Below are 18753 nucleotides of genomic sequence, written 5' to 3' on the forward strand. Positions count from 1 at the left end.
TCCGGCGGTTCCAACCTTACCAGACTCTTTTTCGTTTCCGTTTCCGGTCCGAATTTGATTCCGGTGGCCTTTGGAGTGGCCTTTGCCTTTCGGCGTGTCCGCTACTTTAGTCGATTTCCTTGGCAGCTCATAATCGAGCCGCTGGGATCGATTACGGCATGCCGAATTCGCACCCGTCAGGGTGAATCGAAGGTAGTGGTTGGTCGCTTCCGGGTGCTCAACCTCGGTCCGATGGACCGTGCCGACAGCAGTACCCGTTCAAGCGGCTCGGACTACGTTAGGTGACCGGCAGGGGCGAGTCAAGTTGCGCGGCGGCGTGGCGCGTGGGGCCGGTACAGGCTCACCGTGGGGTCTCCGTCGATCCAGAAGCGCCAGGGGTGTGCGGCTCCGTCACCGCCCACGCCGGTGCGGGGGCCGTTGCGTACCAGGTCGCGCGGTGGTGGGGTGCCGTGCAGTACGGACAAGGGGGCACCCGGGTGGGCGATGGTGTCAGTGCCGTTCAGGCCTCGGTCGATGTCGAGGGCGGTAGCCAGACGGGCCGGGCCTTTGGCCAGTTCTCGGTCGCTGCGGGCCGAGATTCGACGTTTGCGGCTGAGTTCAGCACCCACCTGGATCTCACCCGCCCGGAGCAGTACACCGCTCGCCACGCCTTCGGGGCCGCACACCAGGTTGAGGCAGTGCCACATGCCGTAGGTGAAGTAGACGTAGGCGTGGCCGGGTGGTCCGAACATCACGCTGTTGCGCGCGGTGCGGCCACGGAAGGCGTGCGAGCCGGGGTCGATCTCGCCGGCGTACGCCTCCACCTCGGTGAGGCGGAGTTCGATGGGGCCGTCGCCTGTGATGCGTACCAGGGTCCGGCCCAGCAGGTCGGGTGCCACCTCCAGTACGGGGCGGTCGAAGAAATCCCGCATCAGCGGCGTACGGTCCAGGCCCTCGATCATGGCGTTCGAGGTTACCGGGAACCGACTACGGTCGTGGCGCGTATGTAGGGGTCAGACCAAGGAGGAGTAAATATGGGCTTCAAGCGGCTGCTCGCGAGCATGGGTGCCGGTGGTGCTTCGGTGGAGACGGAGCTGACCGAGCTCAACGTCGTGCCGGGCGGGGTCGTCCAGGGCGAGGTACGGATCCAGGGGGGTTCCGTGGCGCAGCAGATCGAGGGACTCTCGGTCGGTCTGCAGGCGCGCGTCGAGGTCGAGGGCAACGACCAGGAGATGAAGCAGGACATCGAGTTCACCAAGCTGCAGCTCGGTGGGGCGTTCGAGGTGCAGGCCGGTGCCGTGCACGTCGTTCCGTTCGGGCTCGAGATCCCGTGGGAGACGCCGATCACGATGTTCGGCGGTCAGCACCTGCGCGGCATGAACATCGGTGTGACCACCGAACTGGAGATCGCGCGGGCGCTGGACTCGGGCGACCTCGACCCGATCAACGTCCACCCGCTGCCGGCGCAGCAGGCGATCCTGGACGCGTTCGGGCAGCTGGGCTTCGGATTCCGCAGCGCGGACATGGAGCGTGGTCACATCCGCGGCACGCGTCAGCGGCTGCCCTTCTACCAGGAGATCGAGTTCTTCCCGCCGCAGCAGTACCGCGGGCTGAACCAGGTCGAGCTGACGTTCGTCGCGGACGACCGCGAGATGGATGTCGTGCTGGAAATGGACAAGAAGCCGGGGCTCTTCAGTGAGGGCAGCGACTCGTACCGGGCGTTCAAGGTCGGTCTGAACGACTTCCGGGGGACCGACTGGGCGGCATACCTCAATCAGTGGCTCGCCCAGGTCGGCGGTCGGCGCAACTGGCTCTAGGGTCGATGGCGAGACTCCAGAGCCGATCAGGAGAGGTGCTGACGTGACCGAGCCGAAGAGGCCGCCGCTGCCGCATGACTTCCATCCCGAGGTGCCTTCGTTCACGGTGGTGAGCGACGATCTTGCTCCCGGGGCCGTGCTGGCGGACGCCCAGGTGTTCGCGGCCGGGAACACCTCGCCGCAGCTGCGGTGGGAAGGGTTCCTGGTGGAGGCAAAGAGTTTCGCCGTGACCTGCTTCGATCCGGATGCTCCGACGGGCAGCGGATTCTGGCACTGGGTCGTGTTCGACATCCCGGCATCGGTCACGGAGCTGCCGGCCGGTGCGGGCAGCGGGAAGTTCGAGGGAATGCCCGCCGGTGCCGTTCAGGTCCGTAACGACTACGGGTCGAAGGAGTTCGGCGGCGCCGCACCGCCGGCCGGGGAGAACCACCGCTACGTCTTCACCGTGTATGCGGTGGACAGCGAGAAGCTGGGGCCGGACAGTAATGCGTCGCCCGCTGTGGTCGGGTTCAATCTGCGGTTCCACACGCTGGGCCGTGCTCAGCTGATCGGCGAGTACACCGGTCCCGCGTAGTAACCCGTGAGCTGAGAGTTCCCCTGCTGTTTGCCCTGCCCTGGTCTTGGAGAGATCAGGGCAGGGCATTTTTTATTGCGTTGTCCATCCCGGCCCGCCCAGCCAGAGTTGATCCGGGCCTGCCAGGGGGTGGGCGGCACACGGGAGGTGGGCGAGATGCGGGACACGCTGGTTCTCAACGCGAGCTTCGAGCCGCTGTCGACGGTGACACTGAACCGTGCGGTGGTGCTGATTCTGCAGGACAAGGCTGTTGTCGAGCAGTCGCATCCCGATCTCCGCATGCGTGGTGCCGCCGTGGACATCCCGGTACCCCGGGTGATCAGGCTCTGCCGGTACGTACGGGTGCCGTTCCGAAGACAGGCGCCGTGGTCCAGAAGGGGTGTGCTGATACGGGACCAGCACCGGTGCGCGTACTGCGGGCGACGGGCGACGACTGTCGACCATGTCGTGCCGCGCGCCCAGGGCGGCCAGGACACCTGGCTCAATACGGTGGCGTCCTGTGCCGAGGACAATCACCGCAAGGCGGCCCGGACGCCGGAGCAGGCGGGGATGCCATTGCTGCGGCAGCCCTTCGTACCGTCGCCCGCGGAAGCGATGCTGCTGGCGATGGGGGCCGGTGAGCGGTCGGCGCTGCCGGAGTGGTTGGACCGGACCGCCGCATAGCGGGCGTAGGTCGTCCACGCAGGTCGTCGTACCGAAAGCCCGTCTCCATGCGGAGGCGGGCTTTCGGGTTCAGCGGAGCACCAGCTGAACGATGGCGGCCGTGCCGACCACCACGATGAAACCGCGCAGCACGGTGGGGCTGAGGCGGCGCCCGACCTTGGCGCCGATCTGGCCGCCGAGCGCGGAGCCGACCGCGATCAGCACGACGGCCGTCCAGTCGAAGTCCGCGACGAAGAGGAAGAAGAGCGCGGCGACGCTGTTGACGACCGCTGCCAGCACGTTCTTGACGGCGTTGAGGCGCTGCATCGTGTCGTCGAGCAGCATGCCCATCAGGGAGAGGTAGATGATCCCCTGGGCGGCGGTGAAGTAGCCGCCGTAGACGCTGGCGAGCATCAGTCCGACGACGAGGAGCGGGCCGCCGTCGGACCGGGCGGTGGTGCCGTTGTGCTCGCGGCGGCGCCGGACGGCTTTGCTGATGCGAGGTTGCAGAATGACCAGGACGAGGGCCAGGGCGACCAGGATGGGCACGATGGTCTCGAACGCCGTGGAGGGCAGGGCCAGCAGCAGGGTGGCGCCGGTCAGCCCGCCGATGAGCGCGCCGATGCTCAGTCTGAGGACGCGGCGTCGCTGTCCGGCGAGTTCCTTGCGGTAGCCGATGGCGCCGCTGATGGAGCCGGGGATCAGGCCGAGGGCGTTGGAGACGGTGGCGGTGACCGGGGGCAGGCCGGTGGCGAGGAGGACCGGGAAGGTGATCAGCGTTCCGGAACCGACGACCGTGTTGATCGCGCCCGCGCTGATGCCCGCGCCGAAGACGGCGAGCATTTCCCAGATGGACATTCCGATTCCCCCGTGCATGATCAGTGCTTGATGCACTGATCATGCACGATGGTGTGTACGCGTCAGTCGACCGGGGGTTCCTCGCGGCGCTCCTTGCCGGTGTTGAAGCCGGGGACGCCGCTGCCGAGGTTCCCGAAGGCGCCGCTGAGGCCCTTGAGAGCGTCGCCGATCTCGCTCGGCACGATCCAGAGCTTGTTGGCGTCGCCCTCGGCGATCTTCGGGAGCATCTGGAGGTACTGGTACGAGAGGAGTTTCTGGTCCGGGTCGCCGGCATGGATGGACTCGAAGACCGTCCGGATGGCCTGGGCCTCACCCTCGGCGCGCAGGGCCGCGGCCTTGGCCTCACCCTCGGCGCGCAGGATCGCGGACTGCTTCTCGCCCTCCGCGGTGAGGATCGCGGACTGCCGGGTTCCCTCGGCCTGGAGGATCGCGGCACGCTTGTCACGGTCGGCGCGCATCTGCTTCTCCATCGAGTCCTGGATGGAGGTCGGCGGTTCGATCGCCTTGAGCTCGACGCGGTTGACGCGGATACCCCACTTGCCGGTGGCTTCGTCGAGGACACCGCGGAGGGCGGCGTTGATCTCCTCGCGGGAGGTCAGGGTCCGCTCCAGGTCCATGCCACCGATGATGTTGCGGAGGGTGGTGACGGTGAGCTGCTCGATCGCCTGGATGTAGCTGGCGACTTCGTACGTCGCGGCCCGCGCGTCCGTCACCTGGTAGTAGATGACGGTGTCGATATTGACGACCAGGTTGTCCTGGGTGATCACCGGCTGGGGAGGGAACGGGACGACCTGTTCGCGGAGGTCGATCCGGTTGCGGATGGTGTCGATGAACGGAACGACGATGTTCAGGCCTGCGTTGAGCGTGCGGGTGTAGCGGCCGAAGCGCTCCACGATGGCGGCGCTGGCCTGCGGGATGACCTGGATCGTCTTGATCAGGGCGATGAAGACGAGCACCACCAGAATGATCAGGACGATGATGATCGGTTGCATCGTGTTCCTCGTGCCCTTCGGTTGCCGACGGATCGCGATGATCGGGGTCGGATCTCATGAGGTCCGGATCTCATGATGATCGACATCGAGTCTGGCAGACCGAGATCCGCCGTGTGAGCGGTTCGGTCACATGACAACGGCCGTGGCACCGTCGATGTCCACGACATCCACCTGCCGGCCGGGTTCAAAACTCTGCTCTCCGTCGTAGGCGCGGGCCGACCAGATCTCCCCGGCCAGCTTGATCCGGCCACCGCTGCCGTCGACCCGTTCCAGGACGACTGCCTGACGGCCTTTCAGCGCATCGATGCCGGTGGCCAGTTGAGGCCGGTCGGCGCGGTGCCTGGCGGCGATCGGGCGAACCACCGCGATGAGAGCGACGGAGACGACCACGAAGACCAGGACCTGGGCCACGATGCCGCCGCCGAGCGCGGCGACGACCGCCGCGACGACCGCTCCGACAGCGAACATCCCGAACTCGGGCATCGCGGTCAGGACGAGCGGAATACCCAGCCCGACCGCGCCGATCAGCCACCACACCCACGCATCGATGTCCACCCGGTCATGGTAGGACCGTGAGTCCCTCGCCGACAGGGCTTCGATCAGGACATTCGGGGCACAGTGCGTTCAGGACGCCGGTGTTCAGGACAGCGGGAGGCCGTGTGCGGTGTATCGGTCGCCGGTGTGCTCGACGATGAGCGGCAGACCGAAGCAGAGGGAGAGGTTGCGGGAGCTGAGCTCGGTCTCCATGGGGCCTGCGGCGAGGACCTTGCCCTGGCGGATCATGAGGACGTGGGTGAAGCCCGGGGCGATCTCCTCGACATGGTGCGTCACCATGATCATGGAGGGGGCCAACGGGTCGCGTGCGAGCCGGCCGAGGCGGCGGACCAGATCCTCGCGGCCGCCGAGGTCGAGACCTGCGGCGGGCTCGTCGAGGAGCAGCAGCTCCGGGTCGGTCATCATGGCGCGGGCGATCAGGGTGCGCTTGCGCTCGCCCTCGGAGAGGGTGCCGAACCTGCGGTCGAGGAACTCGGTCATGCCGAGCCGGTCGAGGAACGCGCGGGCCCGGTCCTCGTCGACGGCGTCGTAGTTCTCGTGCCAGGTGGCGGTCATGCCGTACGCCGCGGTGAGCACCGTCTGCAGGACGGTCTGGCGCTTGGGCAGCTTCTCCGCCATGGCGACGCCCGCGATACCGATCCGCGGGCGCAGGTCGAAGACGTCGGTGCCGACGCCGCCGAGTTGTTCGCCGAGGATCGTGGCGCTGCCCTTGGTCGGGAAGAGGTAGCTGGACGCGATGTTGAGGAGGGTGGTCTTGCCGGCGCCGTTCGGGCCGAGGATGACCCAGCGCTCCCCCTCCTTGACCGACCAGGAGACGCCGTCCACCAGAGCGCGTCCGTCGCGGACCACGGATACGTCCACCAGCTCCAGTACATCGCTCATGAGCGCGTTGTCTCCCCATGCAGTCTCGAGATCGTCGCGTGCCTGTGGGCACAGCTCCCAGGGAAAACCTACGCCACCCCAGGAGTGCTCCAGCTCTTAGGTCCGGTTCCCTAGGCTGTTCCCATGCTTTCGGAACCACGCTCGGGGCTGCTGGCCTCATGGGGAAACGCGCTTCTGGCCGGACTTGTCTCACCGGACGACGCTGCGCTCGCGATTGTCGGAGAGGACGCGGTGCACCGCGTCGAGGGGCTGCCGGGTGAGGCGGGACCGGTCGGGCTCACGCTGGCCCTGGGGCGGCTGCGCGGATTGGGAGTGACGGGCTTCCGGGTCGCGCTGCCGGTGCCGGGGCATCCGCTCGGGCTCAGCGGCCCGCCCGAGTTCAATGCGCGGGCGCTGGAGGCGGAGGAGGCGGTGATCGCGTCCGGTGCGCCGTACGGACTGGTGCCCGAGGTGCGGGAGGCGGGGCCTGCCGGTGATCTGCACGTCGAGGTGGTGTGGTGCTGTCTGCCGGTGCGGGAGGCGCCGCCGGCCGATGTGCCGTCGCTGAGTGAGGCGGAGCGGGAGCTCGCGGAGGCGTTGCGGGATGCGACGGCGACGCTGTCGAGGCTCGATGTGGCCGGGTCCGGGCCGGTGGCGGAGGCGGCGCTGGATGCGTACCGGGCGCGGGCGGAGCGGGGGCGGGAGCTGCTCGCTCCGGGATATCCGCCGCGGGCGGTGCGGGTGCTGGAGCTGGCGCAGCGGGTGGGGCTGCTGATCTCGCTGGCGTACGAGAACGGGCACGGGGGGGCGGTGAGCGCGTCGGAGATCGCGGCCCGGGGGGCGGCGCTGCGGCCGGTGGAGCGAGTGGCTCGGCGGGCGCAGGTGGCGGCCTACAACGCGTATGTGGAGGGGCGGGAGCGGGGGTGAGGGCAGTCCGGTGATCCCCGGCGGATCAGCGCACGGCGTCGGGATTTCGGGACCGCGCTCAGACGCAGGAACGGGGCCGGGGCGTCCGGTGGCCCGTCCGTCCTCGATCGCTGGAGGGGCTTGATCGTGCCGGGCGGGTGCGGCTCGCCCCGTTGCGGCTCGATCCTCGGTGGTGGTGGGCCGTGAGTTGTGGTGGGCCGTGAGTTGTGGTGGGGGCAGCATGGTCGATGCCGGACGGGTCCCTTTCGGGACCGTCCGGCATCGAGAGAACCGGGGTGGTCAGCCGTTGTGGCCGACGTTGCCGAAGGCCGGGTTGAGCAGGCCGATCACGTTGACCGTGTTGCCGACCACGTTCACCGGGACGTGGACCGGGGCCTGGATGACGTTGCCACTGAGCACGCCCGGGGAGTGGGTCGCCACACCGTGGGCGCCCGCGCCGTGACCGGTGGCGGAGGCCGCGCCGGCGCCCGCGGCGATGATGCCACCGGCGATCATGGTGACGGCAGCGGCCTTCTTCAGGTTCTTCACTTCAGGATCCTCCTCGCGTCGCTGCGGCCGGCCGCCGCAGCACGCCATGGAGAACGCCCCCGGGCCCGCCGGGATGCGCCGTTCGGGTGACATACACCCGACAGTATGAATCTCACTCCGGAGGGAACCGCTCCGCTTCGGCGCTGATCAGCCCGCCACCCCGTGGCGTACGGCCCAGAGCGCCGCCTGGGTACGGTCCGCCAGATCCAGCTTCATCAGGATGTTCGAGACGTGCGTCTTGACGGTCTTCTCGGAGAGAACCAGGGCCCGCGCGATCTCGCGGTTGGAGCGGCCGTCGGCTATCAGGCCGAGGACCTCCCGCTCCCGTTCGGTGAGGGTGCTCCCACGGCCGGTCCCGGTGCCTGAGTCCTCCTGGGCGAGGAGAGCCCCGGCGACCTCCGGCTGGAGCAGGACATGGCCCGCATGGACCGAGCGGATGGCGCCGGCCAGCGCGTCCGGGTCGACGTCCTTGTACACGTAACCGGAGGCGCCCGCACGCAGGGCGGGAACCACCGTCCGCTGCTCGGTGAAGCTGGTGACGATCAGCACCTTGGCCGGGTTGTCCAGTTCGCGGAGCTTGCGGAGCGCCTCGATGCCGTCGGTGCCCGGCATCTTGATGTCCATCAGCACCACGTCGGGGCGGAGTTCCTCGGAGCGGGCGACTCCTTCGGCGCCGTCGGCCGCCTCGCCGACCACCTCTATGTCGTCCTGGATCTCCAGGAACGTACGCAGACCTCGGCGGACCACCTGGTGGTCGTCGACCAGCAGCACCCTGATGATCTTGTCAGCCACCGGGGACCTCCATCTCGATCGTGGTGCCCTTGCCGGGCGCCGATTCAACGGTGAGCCTGCCACCGACACCACTCGCGCGGTCCCGCATCGACACCAGCCCCAGATGACGACCCGCCTGCCGCGTCGCCGTGGGCTCGAATCCGCTGCCGTCGTCCGTGATCCGCAACACCGTGCCGCTGCCACGACGGGCCAGCGTGACGTCGACCTGCTCGGCGCCCGAGTGGCGCAGTGCGTTGTGCAGGGCCTCCTGGGAGACCCGGAGCAGCGCCTCCTCCTGGGCGGCGGGCAGGGCTCGTACGCCGAGGCTCTCGAAGGTGACCTTGGCGGTGTGGGCGCGGTCCAGGACCTGGACCTGGGTGCGGAGCGTGGCGATCAGACCGTCCTCGTCGAGCGCTGCGGGGCGCAGTTCGACGACGGCGGCGCGCAACTCGTCCACTGCCTCCGCGGCCAGCGCGGCGACCTGCTGGAGCTCGCCCTTGGCGCGGGCCGGGTCGCGGTCGACGAGGGCGGCGGCCGCCTGGGCCGTCAACCGCAGGGAGAACAGCTTCTGGCTGACCGCGTCGTGCAGCTCGTGGGCGAGGCGGGAGCGCTCCTCGGCGATGGTGAGCTCGCGGCTGCGCTCGTACAGCCGGGCGTTCGTGAGGGCGATCGCCGCGTGCTGGGCGAGGATCGACAACAGCGCTTCGTCCTGCGCGGTGAAGCCGCAGCCGCCCTGGGGTTTGGGGCAGCGCTTGTTGGCGAGGAAGAGCGCGCCGATGATCTCGTCGCCGTCCCTGATGGGCAGGCCCAGGAAGTCGGACATGTCCGGGTGGGCGGCCGGCCAGCCCTCGAAGCGGGGGTCCTTGCGGACGTCGGCGAGGCGCTCCGGCTTCGCCTCGTGGAGCATCGCGGCGAGGATGCCGTGCTGCCGGGGCAGCGGGCCGATGGCCTTCCACTGCTCGTCGCTGACGCCGTCGACGACGAACTGGGCGAAGCCGCCGTGGTCGTCGGGGACGCCCAGGGCCGCGTACTCGGCGTCCAGCAGTTCGCGGGCCGAGGCGACGATGGTCTTCAGGACGTCACGCACTTCGAGGTGGCGGCTCATGGCGAGCAGCGCGTCACTCACCGCTGCGAGGCCCGACGGTGGGCTGTGGCTCATGGCCTCACCGTACCGGCGGGGGTGGGGCTCCGGATCGGCCTGCGGACGGCCGGTGCCTAGGGCGCCGGCCCTAGGTCGAAGTGCCTTGCGGGGGTGCGGCTCGCGGACGAGGCGCGGGGCACGGCGGCATTCCTACGTTGGGGGTGCCGAGGTCCATCGGTGATCGCCTAGGTAACAAGGGGACGGTTGGCATGCCTGTCGCGATGATCACGGGCGCTTCGAAGGGACTGGGACGTGCGCTGGCAGCCGCGCTCGCTCAGCGGGGCTGGGATCTGGTGCTGGACGCCAGGACCGAGAGCGCGCTGGGGGAGACGGCGAAGGAGCTGGCGGCGTGCGGGGCGCGGGTGGCGGCCGTACCCGGGGATGTCACGGATGCCGCGCACCGCGGGGCACTGGTGGCCGCCGCCGGTGAGTTCGGCGGGCTCGATCTGCTGGTGAGCAATGCGAGTGCGCTGGGTGCGGAGCCGCTCGTGCGGCTCGACGCGCTGTCGCTGGGCGGGCTCCGGCAGGCGCTGGAGACCAATGTGGTGGCGGCGCTCGGTCTGGTGCAGGGGACGCTGCCGCTGCTGCGGGCGTCGGCGGCGGGCGCGGTCGTGATGGTGAGTTCGGACGCGGCCGCGGAGCCGTACGAGACCTGGGGCGGTTACGGGGCGTCGAAGGCGGCGCTCGACCAGCTGGCCGCGGTGCTGGGGGTGGAGGAGCCGGGGCTGCGCGTGTGGGCGGTCGATCCGGGCGACATGCAGACCGATCTGTATGCGGCGGCGGTACCGGAGGACGAGGATCCGCGGCCGCGTCCGGAGAGCGTGGTGCCCGCGTTCCTGCGTCTGCTGGACCGCCGGCCCGCGAGCGGACGGTATGCGGCACCTGCGCTGTCGGAGACAACAGAGACAGTGGTGGAGCTGTGACCGCCCTGGACGCGTTGACGGTGCCCGCGGAGCTCTCGGCCCGGGTGCCGGCGGAGCAGCGCGGCGCGGGGCGTGATGACGTACGGATGCTGGTGTCCCGGGGTCAGGAAGTGTCGCACCATGCGTTCCGGGAGCTGCCGGGGCAGCTGCGGGCCGGGGACGTGCTCGTCGTCAATACGTCTGCGACGCTGCCCGCCGCGGTGAACGGGCGGACCGGCGGTGCGCGGGTGGTCGTGCACTTCTCGACGCGGGGTGACGACGGGCGCTGGGCGGTGGAGCTGCGCCACCCCGACGGGACGGGGGCGACGGTGCCGCGTCGCGGTGGGCCGACGGGGACGGTCGTCCACCTGCCGGGCGGCTCGCGGCTGGTGCTGCAGGAGCCGCTGGGCGGTGCGGCGGCGGGCGCCAGATTGTGGTGGGCGCGGGTGTCGACGGAGGTGCCGGGGCTGCTGCGGCGGTACGGGCGGCCGATCCGCTACGGGTACACGGAGCGGGACCAGCCGTTGTCCGCGTATCAGACGGTGTTCGCGGTTCGGGCCCCCGACGGGAGCGGTTCGGCGGAGATGCCGAGCGCAGCGCGGCCGTTCACGCCGCGGCTGGTGGCCGCGCTGGTGCGTCGCGGGGTGCAGTTCGCGCCGCTGACGCTGCATACCGGGGTGGCGTCGGCCGAGGCGTACGAGCCGCCGTACCCGGAGCGCTTCGAGGTGCCGCGGACGACGGCCTGGCTGGTCAACGCGGCACGGGCGGCGGGCGGGCGGGTGATCGCGGTCGGTACGACGGCGGTGCGGGCGCTGGAGACGTCTGCGGGCGCGGACGGGGTGGTGCGGCCGGCGGCCGGCTGGACGGATCTGGTGGTGACGCCGCAGCGCGGGGTGCGGGCGGTGGACGGGCTGCTGACCGGGCTGCACGAGCCGGAGGCCTCGCATCTGTTGTTGCTGGAGGCGGTCGCGGGGCGGGCCGCGCTGCAGTGCGCATACCCGGAGGCGCTGCGGCACCGGTACCTCTGGCATGAGTTCGGGGACGTGCATCTGCTGCTCCCCGAAGGGGAGTCTCACGCTCCGAATTGCCGAAGCAACGATTGGTGAAGTTGTTAAGCGGCCGATGTGAGGCCGCGCATAGGACCCACGTCACTTACGAAGTCGGCTAGTGGATACATAAGGCCCACATGAGTGGTCATGAGCCGGGACCGTCCCGTTCGAGTGCTCCCCTGATCCACTACCCAGCTTCGTACGTCACTTCTTTGCCACGGGATTTTGCGGCCGCTAAGAATTGCACTCGTCCCCGACGGAGATGCGAATCGTCGCTTCCGTCTCGTCCTCCGTGAGGACTCCAGCGATTCGAAGAGGTACGACTGAATGTCCGCGTCCAGCATCCCCCGCCGTATTCGCTGCCTGAACAAGACCCAGAAGCTCTCCGTGGCGGGCGTCTCCGCCGTCGCCGTCGCCGCTCTCTCGCTCTCCCTCGTCCCGGCCCACGCCGAGACGCCGGCCGAGCCGCAGACCGAGCCGCAGGCCGCTTCCGCCGCTCCGGTGGCCTTCAGCCTCGCCCCCAGTGCCCCGCAGGCCAGGACCATCCAGGCCAGCATCATCGAGCAGCACTCCACCGCCGAGAAGCTGGTGCAGGCCGCTGACGCGGCCAAGGCGAAGCTGGCCGCCGCAGCCAAGGCGAAGGCCGAGGCAGCCGCGAAGGCCAAGGCCGAGGCCGCCGCGAAGGCCAAGGCCGAGGCCGCGAAGCGGTCCTCCCAGGCCACCACGCGCTCCGTCGCCCGTACTCCGGTCTACGCCAACAACCTGGACGGCTGGATCTCCGAGGCGCTGGCCATCATGAAGGCCAAGGGCATCCCGGGTTCGTACGACGGTCTGCACCGCAACATCATGCGCGAGTCCACCGGTAACCCGAACGCGATCAACGGCTGGGACATCAACGCCCAGAACGGCACCCCGTCCTGCGGTCTGCTGCAGGTCATCCAGCCGACGTTCAACGCGTACCACGTCCCCGGTACCTCGATGAACATCTACGACCCGGTCGCCAACATCACCGCCGCGGCCAACTACGCCGCCGACCGGTACGGCTCGATCGACAACGTCAACAGCGCGTACTGATCGACGCGGCACGGCACGGCACCGCACACGCCGAAGGGCGGCACCCGGTCCGGGGTGCCGCCCTTCGGCGTTCCGTGCGCGGTGCCCACGCCTACTTGCGCATGACCTCGGGCTCGTGGCGGCGCAGCAGTCGCGCGACCGCGAAGCCGCAGACGATGCCGAGGAACAGCAGCACCGAGACGTTCATCCCCCACTGACCGGCCGTGTGCTCCCACAGCGGGTCCAGGTCGGTCGGGTTCTTCTGGTCCCACGGCGGCATCAGGTGCGCCAGGTCGAGCGTCGAGCCCGCGCCCGCGATGGCCCAGCGGGACGGCATCAGCCAGGCGAACTGCTCCAGGCCGGGCGATCCGTACACCTGGAAGAGGATGCCGGTGAAGACGACCTGGACGATCGCGAACATGACCAGCAGCGGCATGGTCTTCTCGGAGGTCTTCACCAGCGAGGAGATCACCAGACCGAACATCATCGACGTGAAGCCGAGCGCGATGATCGTCACGCAGAGCTCGACGGCCGGCGGCATGATCAGACCCTCTTCGGGCAGATCGCGGGTGGCGAAGCCGATCCCGCAGATGATGACGCCCTGGATGGCCGTGATCACGCCGAGGACGATCACCTTGGACATCAGATAGGCGGAGCGGGAGAGGCCGGTGGCCCGTTCCCGTTCGTAGATGACGCGTTCCTTGATCAGTTCTCGTACGGAGTTGGCCGCACCGGAGAAGCACATGCCGACCGCGAGGATCAGCATGATCGTTCCGGCATCTCCGTTGAACCGGGACGGCGGCTTCGGCGGGGCCAGGCCGAAGTCGGCCGGGATGACCACGCTGACGATGCCGAGCACCGCCGGGAGGATCACCATCAGACCCATGAAGCCCTTGTCGGACGCGATCACCGACACGTACCTGCGCATCAGCGTCCACAGCTGCGTCCCCCAGCCCTGCGGCTTCGGCGGGCGCATCTGCTGCGGGGGCGGCATGTGTACGGACTGTGCGGCGACGGCGTCGATGTCCGCGGCGTACATCTGGTAGTGCTGCGAACCGCGCCAGCGGCCCGCCCAGTCGTAGTCGCGGTAGTTCTCGAACGCGGAGAAGACATCGGCCCAGGTGGTGTAGCCGAAGAAGTTGAGCGCTTCCTCCGGCGGACCGAAGTACGCGACGGAGCCGCCCGGCGCCATCACGAGCAGCTTGTCGCAGATCGCCAGCTCGGCCACCGAGTGCGTGACGACGAGGACCGTACGGCCGTCGTCGGCGAGGCCGCGCAGCAGCTGCATGACATCGCGGTCCATGCCCGGGTCGAGGCCCGAGGTCGGCTCGTCCAGGAAGATCAGCGACGGCTTGGTGAGCAGCTCCAGGGCGACCGAGACACGCTTGCGCTGTCCACCGGAGAGCGAGGTGACCTTCTTGTCCTTGTGGATGTCGAGCTTGAGCTCGGTGAGGACCTCATGGATCCGGGACTGGCGCTCGGCCTCGGTGGTGTCCGCGGGGAAGCGGAGCTTGGCCGCGTACTTGAGGGCCTTGGCGACCGTGAGTTCCTTGTGCAGGATGTCGTCCTGCGGGACGAGACCGATGCGCTGGCGCAGCTCGGCGAACTGCTTGTACAGGTTCCGGTTGTCGTAGAGGACGTCACCCTGGTTGGCGGGCCGGTAGCCGGTGAGCGCCTTGAGCAGGGTGGACTTGCCGGAACCCGAGGGGCCGATGACCGCGATCAGCGACTTCTCCGGGACGCCGAACGAGACGTCCTTCAGGATCTGCTTCCCACCGTCGACCGTCACCGTGAGGTGGCGGGCGGAGAAGGAGACCTCACCGGTGTCGACGAACTCTTCCAGCCGGTCACCGACCAGACGGAAGGTCGAGTGACCGACACCGACGATGTCGTTCGGGCCGATCAGCGCGGTGCCGGACTTCTGGAGCGGCTGACCGTTGACGTACGTGCCGTTGTGGGAACCGAGATCGCGGATCTCGAAGCGGCCGTCGGGTGTCGCGTGGAACTCGGCGTGGTGACGCGAGACCTGGAGGTCGGAGACGACGAGTTCGTTCTCCAGGGCACGACCGATGCGCATGACCCGGCCCAGGGCCACCTGGTGGAACGTCGTCGGACTGCGGTCCCCGTAGACCGGCGGAGCCCCCGCGGCACCACCGGGTCCGCCCGCGGCGGGCGGCTTCGCCACGCCCTGCTGATGCGGGACCTGAGGCTGCTGCGGCGCGCCCTGCTGCTGCCATGCCTGCTGCTGGTGCGCCGCGGGGTCCTGCTGCTGTCCCGGCCGGCCCGCACCGCCCTGCTGGGGCTGCTGAGCGGGGGCCTGCTGCGCGCCCGCGGCCTGACCGCTGTACACATCGGCGGCGCCGCTGAAGCTCAGCCGCGGTCCGTCAGTGGCGTTGCCCAGGTGCACGGCCGAACCCGGCCCGATTTCCATCTGGTGGATCCGCCGGCCCTGCACATAGGTGCCGTTGGTGGAACCGTGGTCCTCGATGAACCAACTCCGGCCCGCCCAGCTGATCGTGGCATGCCGCCACGAAACCCTGGCGTCGTCGATCGTCAGGTCGCCCTGTGGATCGCGACCGAGGGTGTATGGCCTGGACGGATCGAGCGTCCAGGTCCTTCCATTCAATTCCAGTACGAGTTCCGGCACTCCGCGCCCCACTAGTTGTCCCCCGAGTTACCCCCATCACAGGGAGTCTAGGGATGCTGAACATCGTGGGGAACTATTCCAGGAGCAGTCACCGATACGAAAGTCGGGCGGGGTCAAGACCGAATCGAGACCTGCTGCGACGCACCGTTGACGGAGGAGAAACAGGCTCGGAGAGTGGGAAGCGCCCACGAGTGTGTACGGATCAAGAGTGACCAGGTCAACTCAGGGCATCCCGGCGCGGATTGAGGGGGTCCCTGATGGCGGGGTACGCACGCGGGAGCGGGGACGGCAGTACGGGGCGTATCCCGTGGGGTGACGTGGTGTCGGCGGCCATCGCCTCGGTCAGCTGGGCGATGGCCGGGATGGCGGGGACAGCGGCCCTCGGGCTGCATCTGCTCGGGGCCGACTCGGCCGGGGCGCTGGGACCGATGACGGCGGCCGTCGTGGTGCTGGGAGCGGGTGGATCGGTCTCCCCGTCCGGCAGTGTCTCGGCGTTCGGGCTGGACGACGCCGAGGCGCACACCGCACTCGCGGTCACACCGCTCGGGGTGGGGCTGGTCGGTGCACTGCTGCTCTCCGTCTTCTTCCTGCGGTCGCTGCGCGGGGTGGGAGCGGTGGTCTCCGGTGCCGAACTCGCCGTCCGCGCAGGGGCGGTGGCGGCCATGTTCGTCGCCGTGCTCGGCGGGCTCGCCTGGGCAGGTCATGATGTCGCGACGATCGACGGCGGGGCGCTGGGGCTGGGCGGGGCGCCAGGGACGGGAGGCAGTGGCGGTCTGCCCGGCGGGCTCGGTGATCCGATCGGACTGCTGCCGGACCGGCTGGCGGATCTCGCCCGGGCGCAGGCACAGGTCGGGTTCACCGTCGACTCTTCCAAGTCCCTTGCAGGTGGCGTGTGTTGGGTGCTCGGAGTGCTGGTCATCGCCCTGCTCGCCTCGCGCCGCACCCCGTTGCCGTCCGGGCTGGCACGGTTGGACCGGACGGTGCGCCCTGCGGCGTCCGCGGTCGTGTCGGTGCTGCTGGTCGCTGTGGTCGCCGGGTGCGCGGCCGCGGCGTACGCGGCGGTCGGCGACGCCCACCCGAAACGTATCGTCGGCGCCGCGCTGCTCGGGGCGCCGAACGGGGCGTGGCTCGGGGTGCCGCTCGGCCTCTTCGTGCCGTGGGACGGGCAGGCGACCGGTGAGCTGGCCAAGGTGCTGCCCGATCCGCTGGACGAGCTGTTACGGGTGTCCGCCGACGAGCCGGTGACGGTCGGGCGGCTGGCCGGGCTGGACGGCCGGGTCTGGCTGCTGGCGGTCGCCGCCGCGGTGATGATGCTGTACGCGGGGGTGCTGGCCGCGACCCGCACGCCCCGGGGGGAGCTGACCGGGGCGGGGTTCGTGGGGCGGTGTGCGGTGCGGCTCGGAGGCGTAACAGCGTCGGCGCTGGCGCTCCTGGTGTGGCTGACGCAGGTGTCCGCGGATGCGTCGCTCTCGGTGCTGGGCCTCGACGCGTTCGGCGCCGGGATCGAGTTGCACGGGCGGGCGGGGACGGCTGCCCTGCTGGGTGCGGTGTGGGGTGCGGGCGCGGGTGCCGCGGGGGCGGCGGTGGCCTGGCTGGCGGGGGCGGTTCCGTCGGGGGCGGGGCCGGCCGGCGGAGGCAGCGGTGGCGGTGGGGGGCCCGGACCGTACACACCGTCGCGGGTGTACCGGCCGTCGCACGACGAGACCAATCCGTATCTGCGTCCGTATCCGGATCCGGCAGGGGACGGGATTCATGGTGCGCCAACGGTGACGGGGCCGATCGGTCCGCCCGTACGGCCGGCGGTGCCCCCGCCGGGGCCCGGACCCGGGCCGGGGGATGCGGAAGGATTGCCGCCGCCGGGCCGGCCGCCCAAGGCCGGCTGACCGCGTTGTCCCCGACGGCCGGACCGGCCCGTGAGAGCGCCCGGCCCCGGACGGGGCGGCGCTTCATCCTGCCCGGAGGGCAGGCGGGACCCTTGGGGCCTGTGAGCTCCTCCGAATCGCCCGTCGCATCCGACACGCGCCGTGCAGGGCCGCTCACTCCCGCCGGGGACAGGGGCCGGGGCGGCTCGGCCGGGGACCGTTTCCCCTGTCCGGTCCGCGGGACGGGGGTTCGAGGGGGTGAGGGAGACCGATACGGTGGGAACACCATGAGCGCATCTCAGTCCCCTCAGTCCTCCCCGTCTCCCGAGCCCTCTGAGGCCCCTGAGTCCCGTCAGGGCACCGACACCCCCACCCTTCTCGTGAAGATCTTCGGGAAGGACCGTCCGGGAATCACCGCCGGGCTCTTCGACACGCTCGCCGCCTATGCGGTCGATGTCGTCGACATCGAGCAGGTCGTCACCCGTGGCCGCATCGTTCTGTGCGCACTGGTCACCACCCCCACCGCGGGCGGTACCACCGAGGGCGACCTGCGGGCGACCGTGCACAGCTGGGCCGAATCGCTGAAGCTGCAGGCCGAGATCATCTCCGGTACCGGTGACAACCGGCCGCGTGGATACGGGCGCTCCCATGTGACCGTGCTCGGACACCCGCTGACCGCCGAGTCGACCGCCGCCATAGCGGCCACGATCACGTCGACCGGCGGCAACATCGACCGGATCTTCCGGCTGGCGAAGTACCCGGTCACGGCCGTCGAGTTCGCCGTGTCCGGCACCGGAACCGCGGAGCTGCGGACCGCGCTGGCGACCGAGGCCGCCGGCATCGGCGTCGATGTGGCGGTCGTGTCCGCCGGGCTGAGCCGCCGGGCGCAGCGGCTGGTCGTCATGGATGTCGACTCGACGCTGATCCAGGACGAGGTCATCGAGCTGTTCGCGGCGCACGCCGGCTGTGAGGACAAGGTCGCCGAGGTGACCGAGCAGGCGATGCGTGGGGAGCTCGATTTCGAGCAGTCGCTGCACGCGCGGGTGGCACTGCTGGCCGGGCTCGATGTGTCGGTGGTGGAGAAGGTGCGCGCCGAGGTGCGACTGACCCCCGGTGCGCGCACCCTGATCCGCACGCTGAAGCGGCTCGGCTATCAAGTGGGCGTCGTCTCCGGCGGGTTCACCCAGGTCACGGACGACCTGAAGGAGCGGCTCGGGCTCGACTTCGCCTCCGCCAACACTCTGGAAGTGGTCGACGGCAAGCTCACCGGACGGGTCGTCGGCGACGTCGTGGACCGGGCGGGCAAGGCCCGGCTGCTGCGCAGCTTCGCCGAGCAGGCCGGGGTGCCGCTGGCGCAGACCGTCGCGATCGGTGACGGTGCGAATGACCTGGACATGCTGAACACGGCCGGTCTCGGGGTCGCCTTCAATGCCAAGCCGGTCGTCCGCGAGGCCGCGCACACCGCGGTGAACGTGCCGTTCCTGGACACCGTGCTGTATCTGCTCGGGATCACCCGCGAAGAGGTCGAGGCCGCCGACGGTCTCGCCTGACCGATCGACCGCTCCGGGTACGCGGATGGGCCCGGCACCTCACCC

Annotated in this window: 19 protein-coding genes; 10 read left to right on the forward strand and 9 right to left on the reverse strand. The window is 69.8% G+C overall.

What is annotated here, in order from left to right; translation table 11 throughout:
* Positions 1–285, forward strand: a 285-nt coding sequence (locus ACFU6I_RS43210) for a hypothetical protein (protein ID WP_384378408.1), incomplete at its 5' end; no start/stop codon positions are given.
* A gap of 14 nt (positions 286–299) precedes the next feature.
* On the opposite strand, the gene ACFU6I_RS43215 is transcribed toward ACFU6I_RS43210, so the two are convergent.
* Positions 300–941 carry a DNA-3-methyladenine glycosylase gene (locus ACFU6I_RS43215; RefSeq protein WP_384378411.1) on the reverse strand — a complete coding sequence of 214 codons (642 nt, stop codon included), beginning with the start codon at positions 939–941 and terminating at the stop codon, positions 300–302.
* A gap of 72 nt (positions 942–1013) precedes the next feature.
* On the opposite strand from ACFU6I_RS43215, the gene ACFU6I_RS43220 reads away from it, so the two are divergent.
* The 3 genes from ACFU6I_RS43220 to ACFU6I_RS43230 all read left to right on the forward strand — a co-directional run bounded on the left by ACFU6I_RS43220 (position 1014) and on the right by ACFU6I_RS43230 (position 3033).
* A complete protein-coding gene (locus ACFU6I_RS43220; RefSeq protein WP_384378414.1) occupies positions 1014–1796 on the forward strand; it encodes a sporulation protein in 783 nt (260 codons plus the stop codon).
* 43 nt (positions 1797–1839) lie between these two features.
* The gene (locus ACFU6I_RS43225; RefSeq protein WP_384378417.1) at positions 1840–2370 is read left to right on the forward strand and encodes a YbhB/YbcL family Raf kinase inhibitor-like protein; all 531 of its coding nucleotides are present in this window, start codon (positions 1840–1842) and stop codon (positions 2368–2370) included.
* Between the two features lie 156 nt (positions 2371–2526).
* Positions 2527–3033, forward strand: a complete 507-nt coding sequence (locus ACFU6I_RS43230; protein WP_327247129.1) for an HNH endonuclease — start codon at positions 2527–2529, stop codon at positions 3031–3033.
* A gap of 69 nt (positions 3034–3102) precedes the next feature.
* On the opposite strand, the gene ACFU6I_RS43235 is transcribed toward ACFU6I_RS43230, so the two are convergent.
* The 4 genes from ACFU6I_RS43235 to ACFU6I_RS43250 all read right to left on the reverse strand — a co-directional run bounded on the left by ACFU6I_RS43235 (position 3103) and on the right by ACFU6I_RS43250 (position 6299).
* Positions 3103–3870: a sulfite exporter TauE/SafE family protein gene (locus tag ACFU6I_RS43235; RefSeq protein ID WP_384378420.1), complete on the reverse strand. Its 768-nt coding sequence runs from the start codon at positions 3868–3870 to the stop codon at positions 3103–3105.
* Positions 3871–3932: 62 nt separating this feature from the next.
* The gene (locus ACFU6I_RS43240; RefSeq protein WP_327247127.1) at positions 3933–4862 is read right to left on the reverse strand and encodes an SPFH domain-containing protein; all 930 of its coding nucleotides are present in this window, start codon (positions 4860–4862) and stop codon (positions 3933–3935) included.
* A 126-nt stretch (positions 4863–4988) separates the two neighbouring features.
* The gene (locus tag ACFU6I_RS43245) at positions 4989–5417 is read right to left on the reverse strand and encodes an NfeD family protein (RefSeq protein ID WP_384378423.1); all 429 of its coding nucleotides are present in this window, start codon (positions 5415–5417) and stop codon (positions 4989–4991) included.
* A gap of 84 nt (positions 5418–5501) precedes the next feature.
* A complete protein-coding gene (locus ACFU6I_RS43250; protein WP_384378426.1) occupies positions 5502–6299 on the reverse strand; it encodes an ABC transporter ATP-binding protein in 798 nt (265 codons plus the stop codon).
* Positions 6300–6422: 123 nt separating this feature from the next.
* On the opposite strand from ACFU6I_RS43250, the gene ACFU6I_RS43255 reads away from it, so the two are divergent.
* Complete coding sequence (locus ACFU6I_RS43255) at positions 6423–7205, forward strand: hypothetical protein (RefSeq protein WP_384378429.1); 783 nt, start codon at positions 6423–6425, stop codon at positions 7203–7205.
* A gap of 279 nt (positions 7206–7484) precedes the next feature.
* On the opposite strand, the gene ACFU6I_RS43260 is transcribed toward ACFU6I_RS43255, so the two are convergent.
* The 3 genes from ACFU6I_RS43260 to ACFU6I_RS43270 form a co-directional block, all read right to left on the reverse strand.
* Positions 7485–7733: a chaplin gene (locus ACFU6I_RS43260; RefSeq protein WP_345513775.1), complete on the reverse strand. Its 249-nt coding sequence runs from the start codon at positions 7731–7733 to the stop codon at positions 7485–7487.
* 147 nt (positions 7734–7880) lie between these two features.
* Positions 7881–8525 carry a response regulator gene (locus ACFU6I_RS43265; protein WP_384378432.1) on the reverse strand — a complete coding sequence of 215 codons (645 nt, stop codon included), beginning with the start codon at positions 8523–8525 and terminating at the stop codon, positions 7881–7883.
* Positions 8518–9663 (reverse strand): GAF domain-containing sensor histidine kinase, encoded by a 1146-nt coding sequence (locus ACFU6I_RS43270; protein ID WP_384378435.1) that lies wholly within the window; start codon positions 9661–9663, stop codon positions 8518–8520. The genes ACFU6I_RS43265 and ACFU6I_RS43270 overlap by 8 nt, the downstream gene beginning before the upstream one ends.
* 191 nt (positions 9664–9854) lie before the next feature.
* On the opposite strand from ACFU6I_RS43270, the gene ACFU6I_RS43275 reads away from it, so the two are divergent.
* The 3 genes from ACFU6I_RS43275 to ACFU6I_RS43285 all read left to right on the forward strand — a co-directional run bounded on the left by ACFU6I_RS43275 (position 9855) and on the right by ACFU6I_RS43285 (position 12670).
* Entirely contained in the window at positions 9855–10568 is a 714-nt protein-coding gene (locus ACFU6I_RS43275; protein ID WP_384378438.1) for an SDR family NAD(P)-dependent oxidoreductase, read from the forward strand.
* Complete coding sequence (locus ACFU6I_RS43280; protein WP_384378441.1) at positions 10565–11653, forward strand: S-adenosylmethionine:tRNA ribosyltransferase-isomerase; 1089 nt, start codon at positions 10565–10567, stop codon at positions 11651–11653. Before ACFU6I_RS43275 ends, ACFU6I_RS43280 begins: the two co-directional genes overlap by 4 nt.
* 270 nt (positions 11654–11923) lie before the next feature.
* Positions 11924–12670 carry a transglycosylase SLT domain-containing protein gene (locus ACFU6I_RS43285; RefSeq protein ID WP_384378444.1) on the forward strand — a complete coding sequence of 249 codons (747 nt, stop codon included), beginning with the start codon at positions 11924–11926 and terminating at the stop codon, positions 12668–12670.
* A gap of 91 nt (positions 12671–12761) precedes the next feature.
* Here the strand turns inward: ACFU6I_RS43285 and ACFU6I_RS43290 are convergent, their stop codons facing one another.
* Positions 12762–15308 (reverse strand): FHA domain-containing protein, encoded by a 2547-nt coding sequence (locus ACFU6I_RS43290; protein ID WP_384378447.1) that lies wholly within the window; start codon positions 15306–15308, stop codon positions 12762–12764.
* Positions 15309–15553: 245 nt separating this feature from the next.
* Here ACFU6I_RS43290 and ACFU6I_RS43295 point away from each other — a divergent pair, with 245 nt between their 5' ends.
* Positions 15554–17179 (forward strand): streptophobe family protein, encoded by a 1626-nt coding sequence (locus ACFU6I_RS43295; RefSeq protein WP_384378450.1) that lies wholly within the window; start codon positions 15554–15556, stop codon positions 17177–17179.
* Between the two features lie 266 nt (positions 17180–17445).
* On the forward strand, positions 17446–18708 hold the full coding sequence (serB, locus tag ACFU6I_RS43300) for a phosphoserine phosphatase SerB (protein WP_345513669.1): 1263 nt from the start codon (positions 17446–17448) through the stop codon (positions 18706–18708).
* Positions 18709–18753: the final 45 nt, after the last annotated feature.

Source organism: Streptomyces sp. NPDC057486, assembly GCF_042802415.1.
In the GTDB taxonomy this organism is placed as follows: domain Bacteria; phylum Actinomycetota; class Actinomycetes; order Streptomycetales; family Streptomycetaceae; genus Streptomyces; species Streptomyces yanii.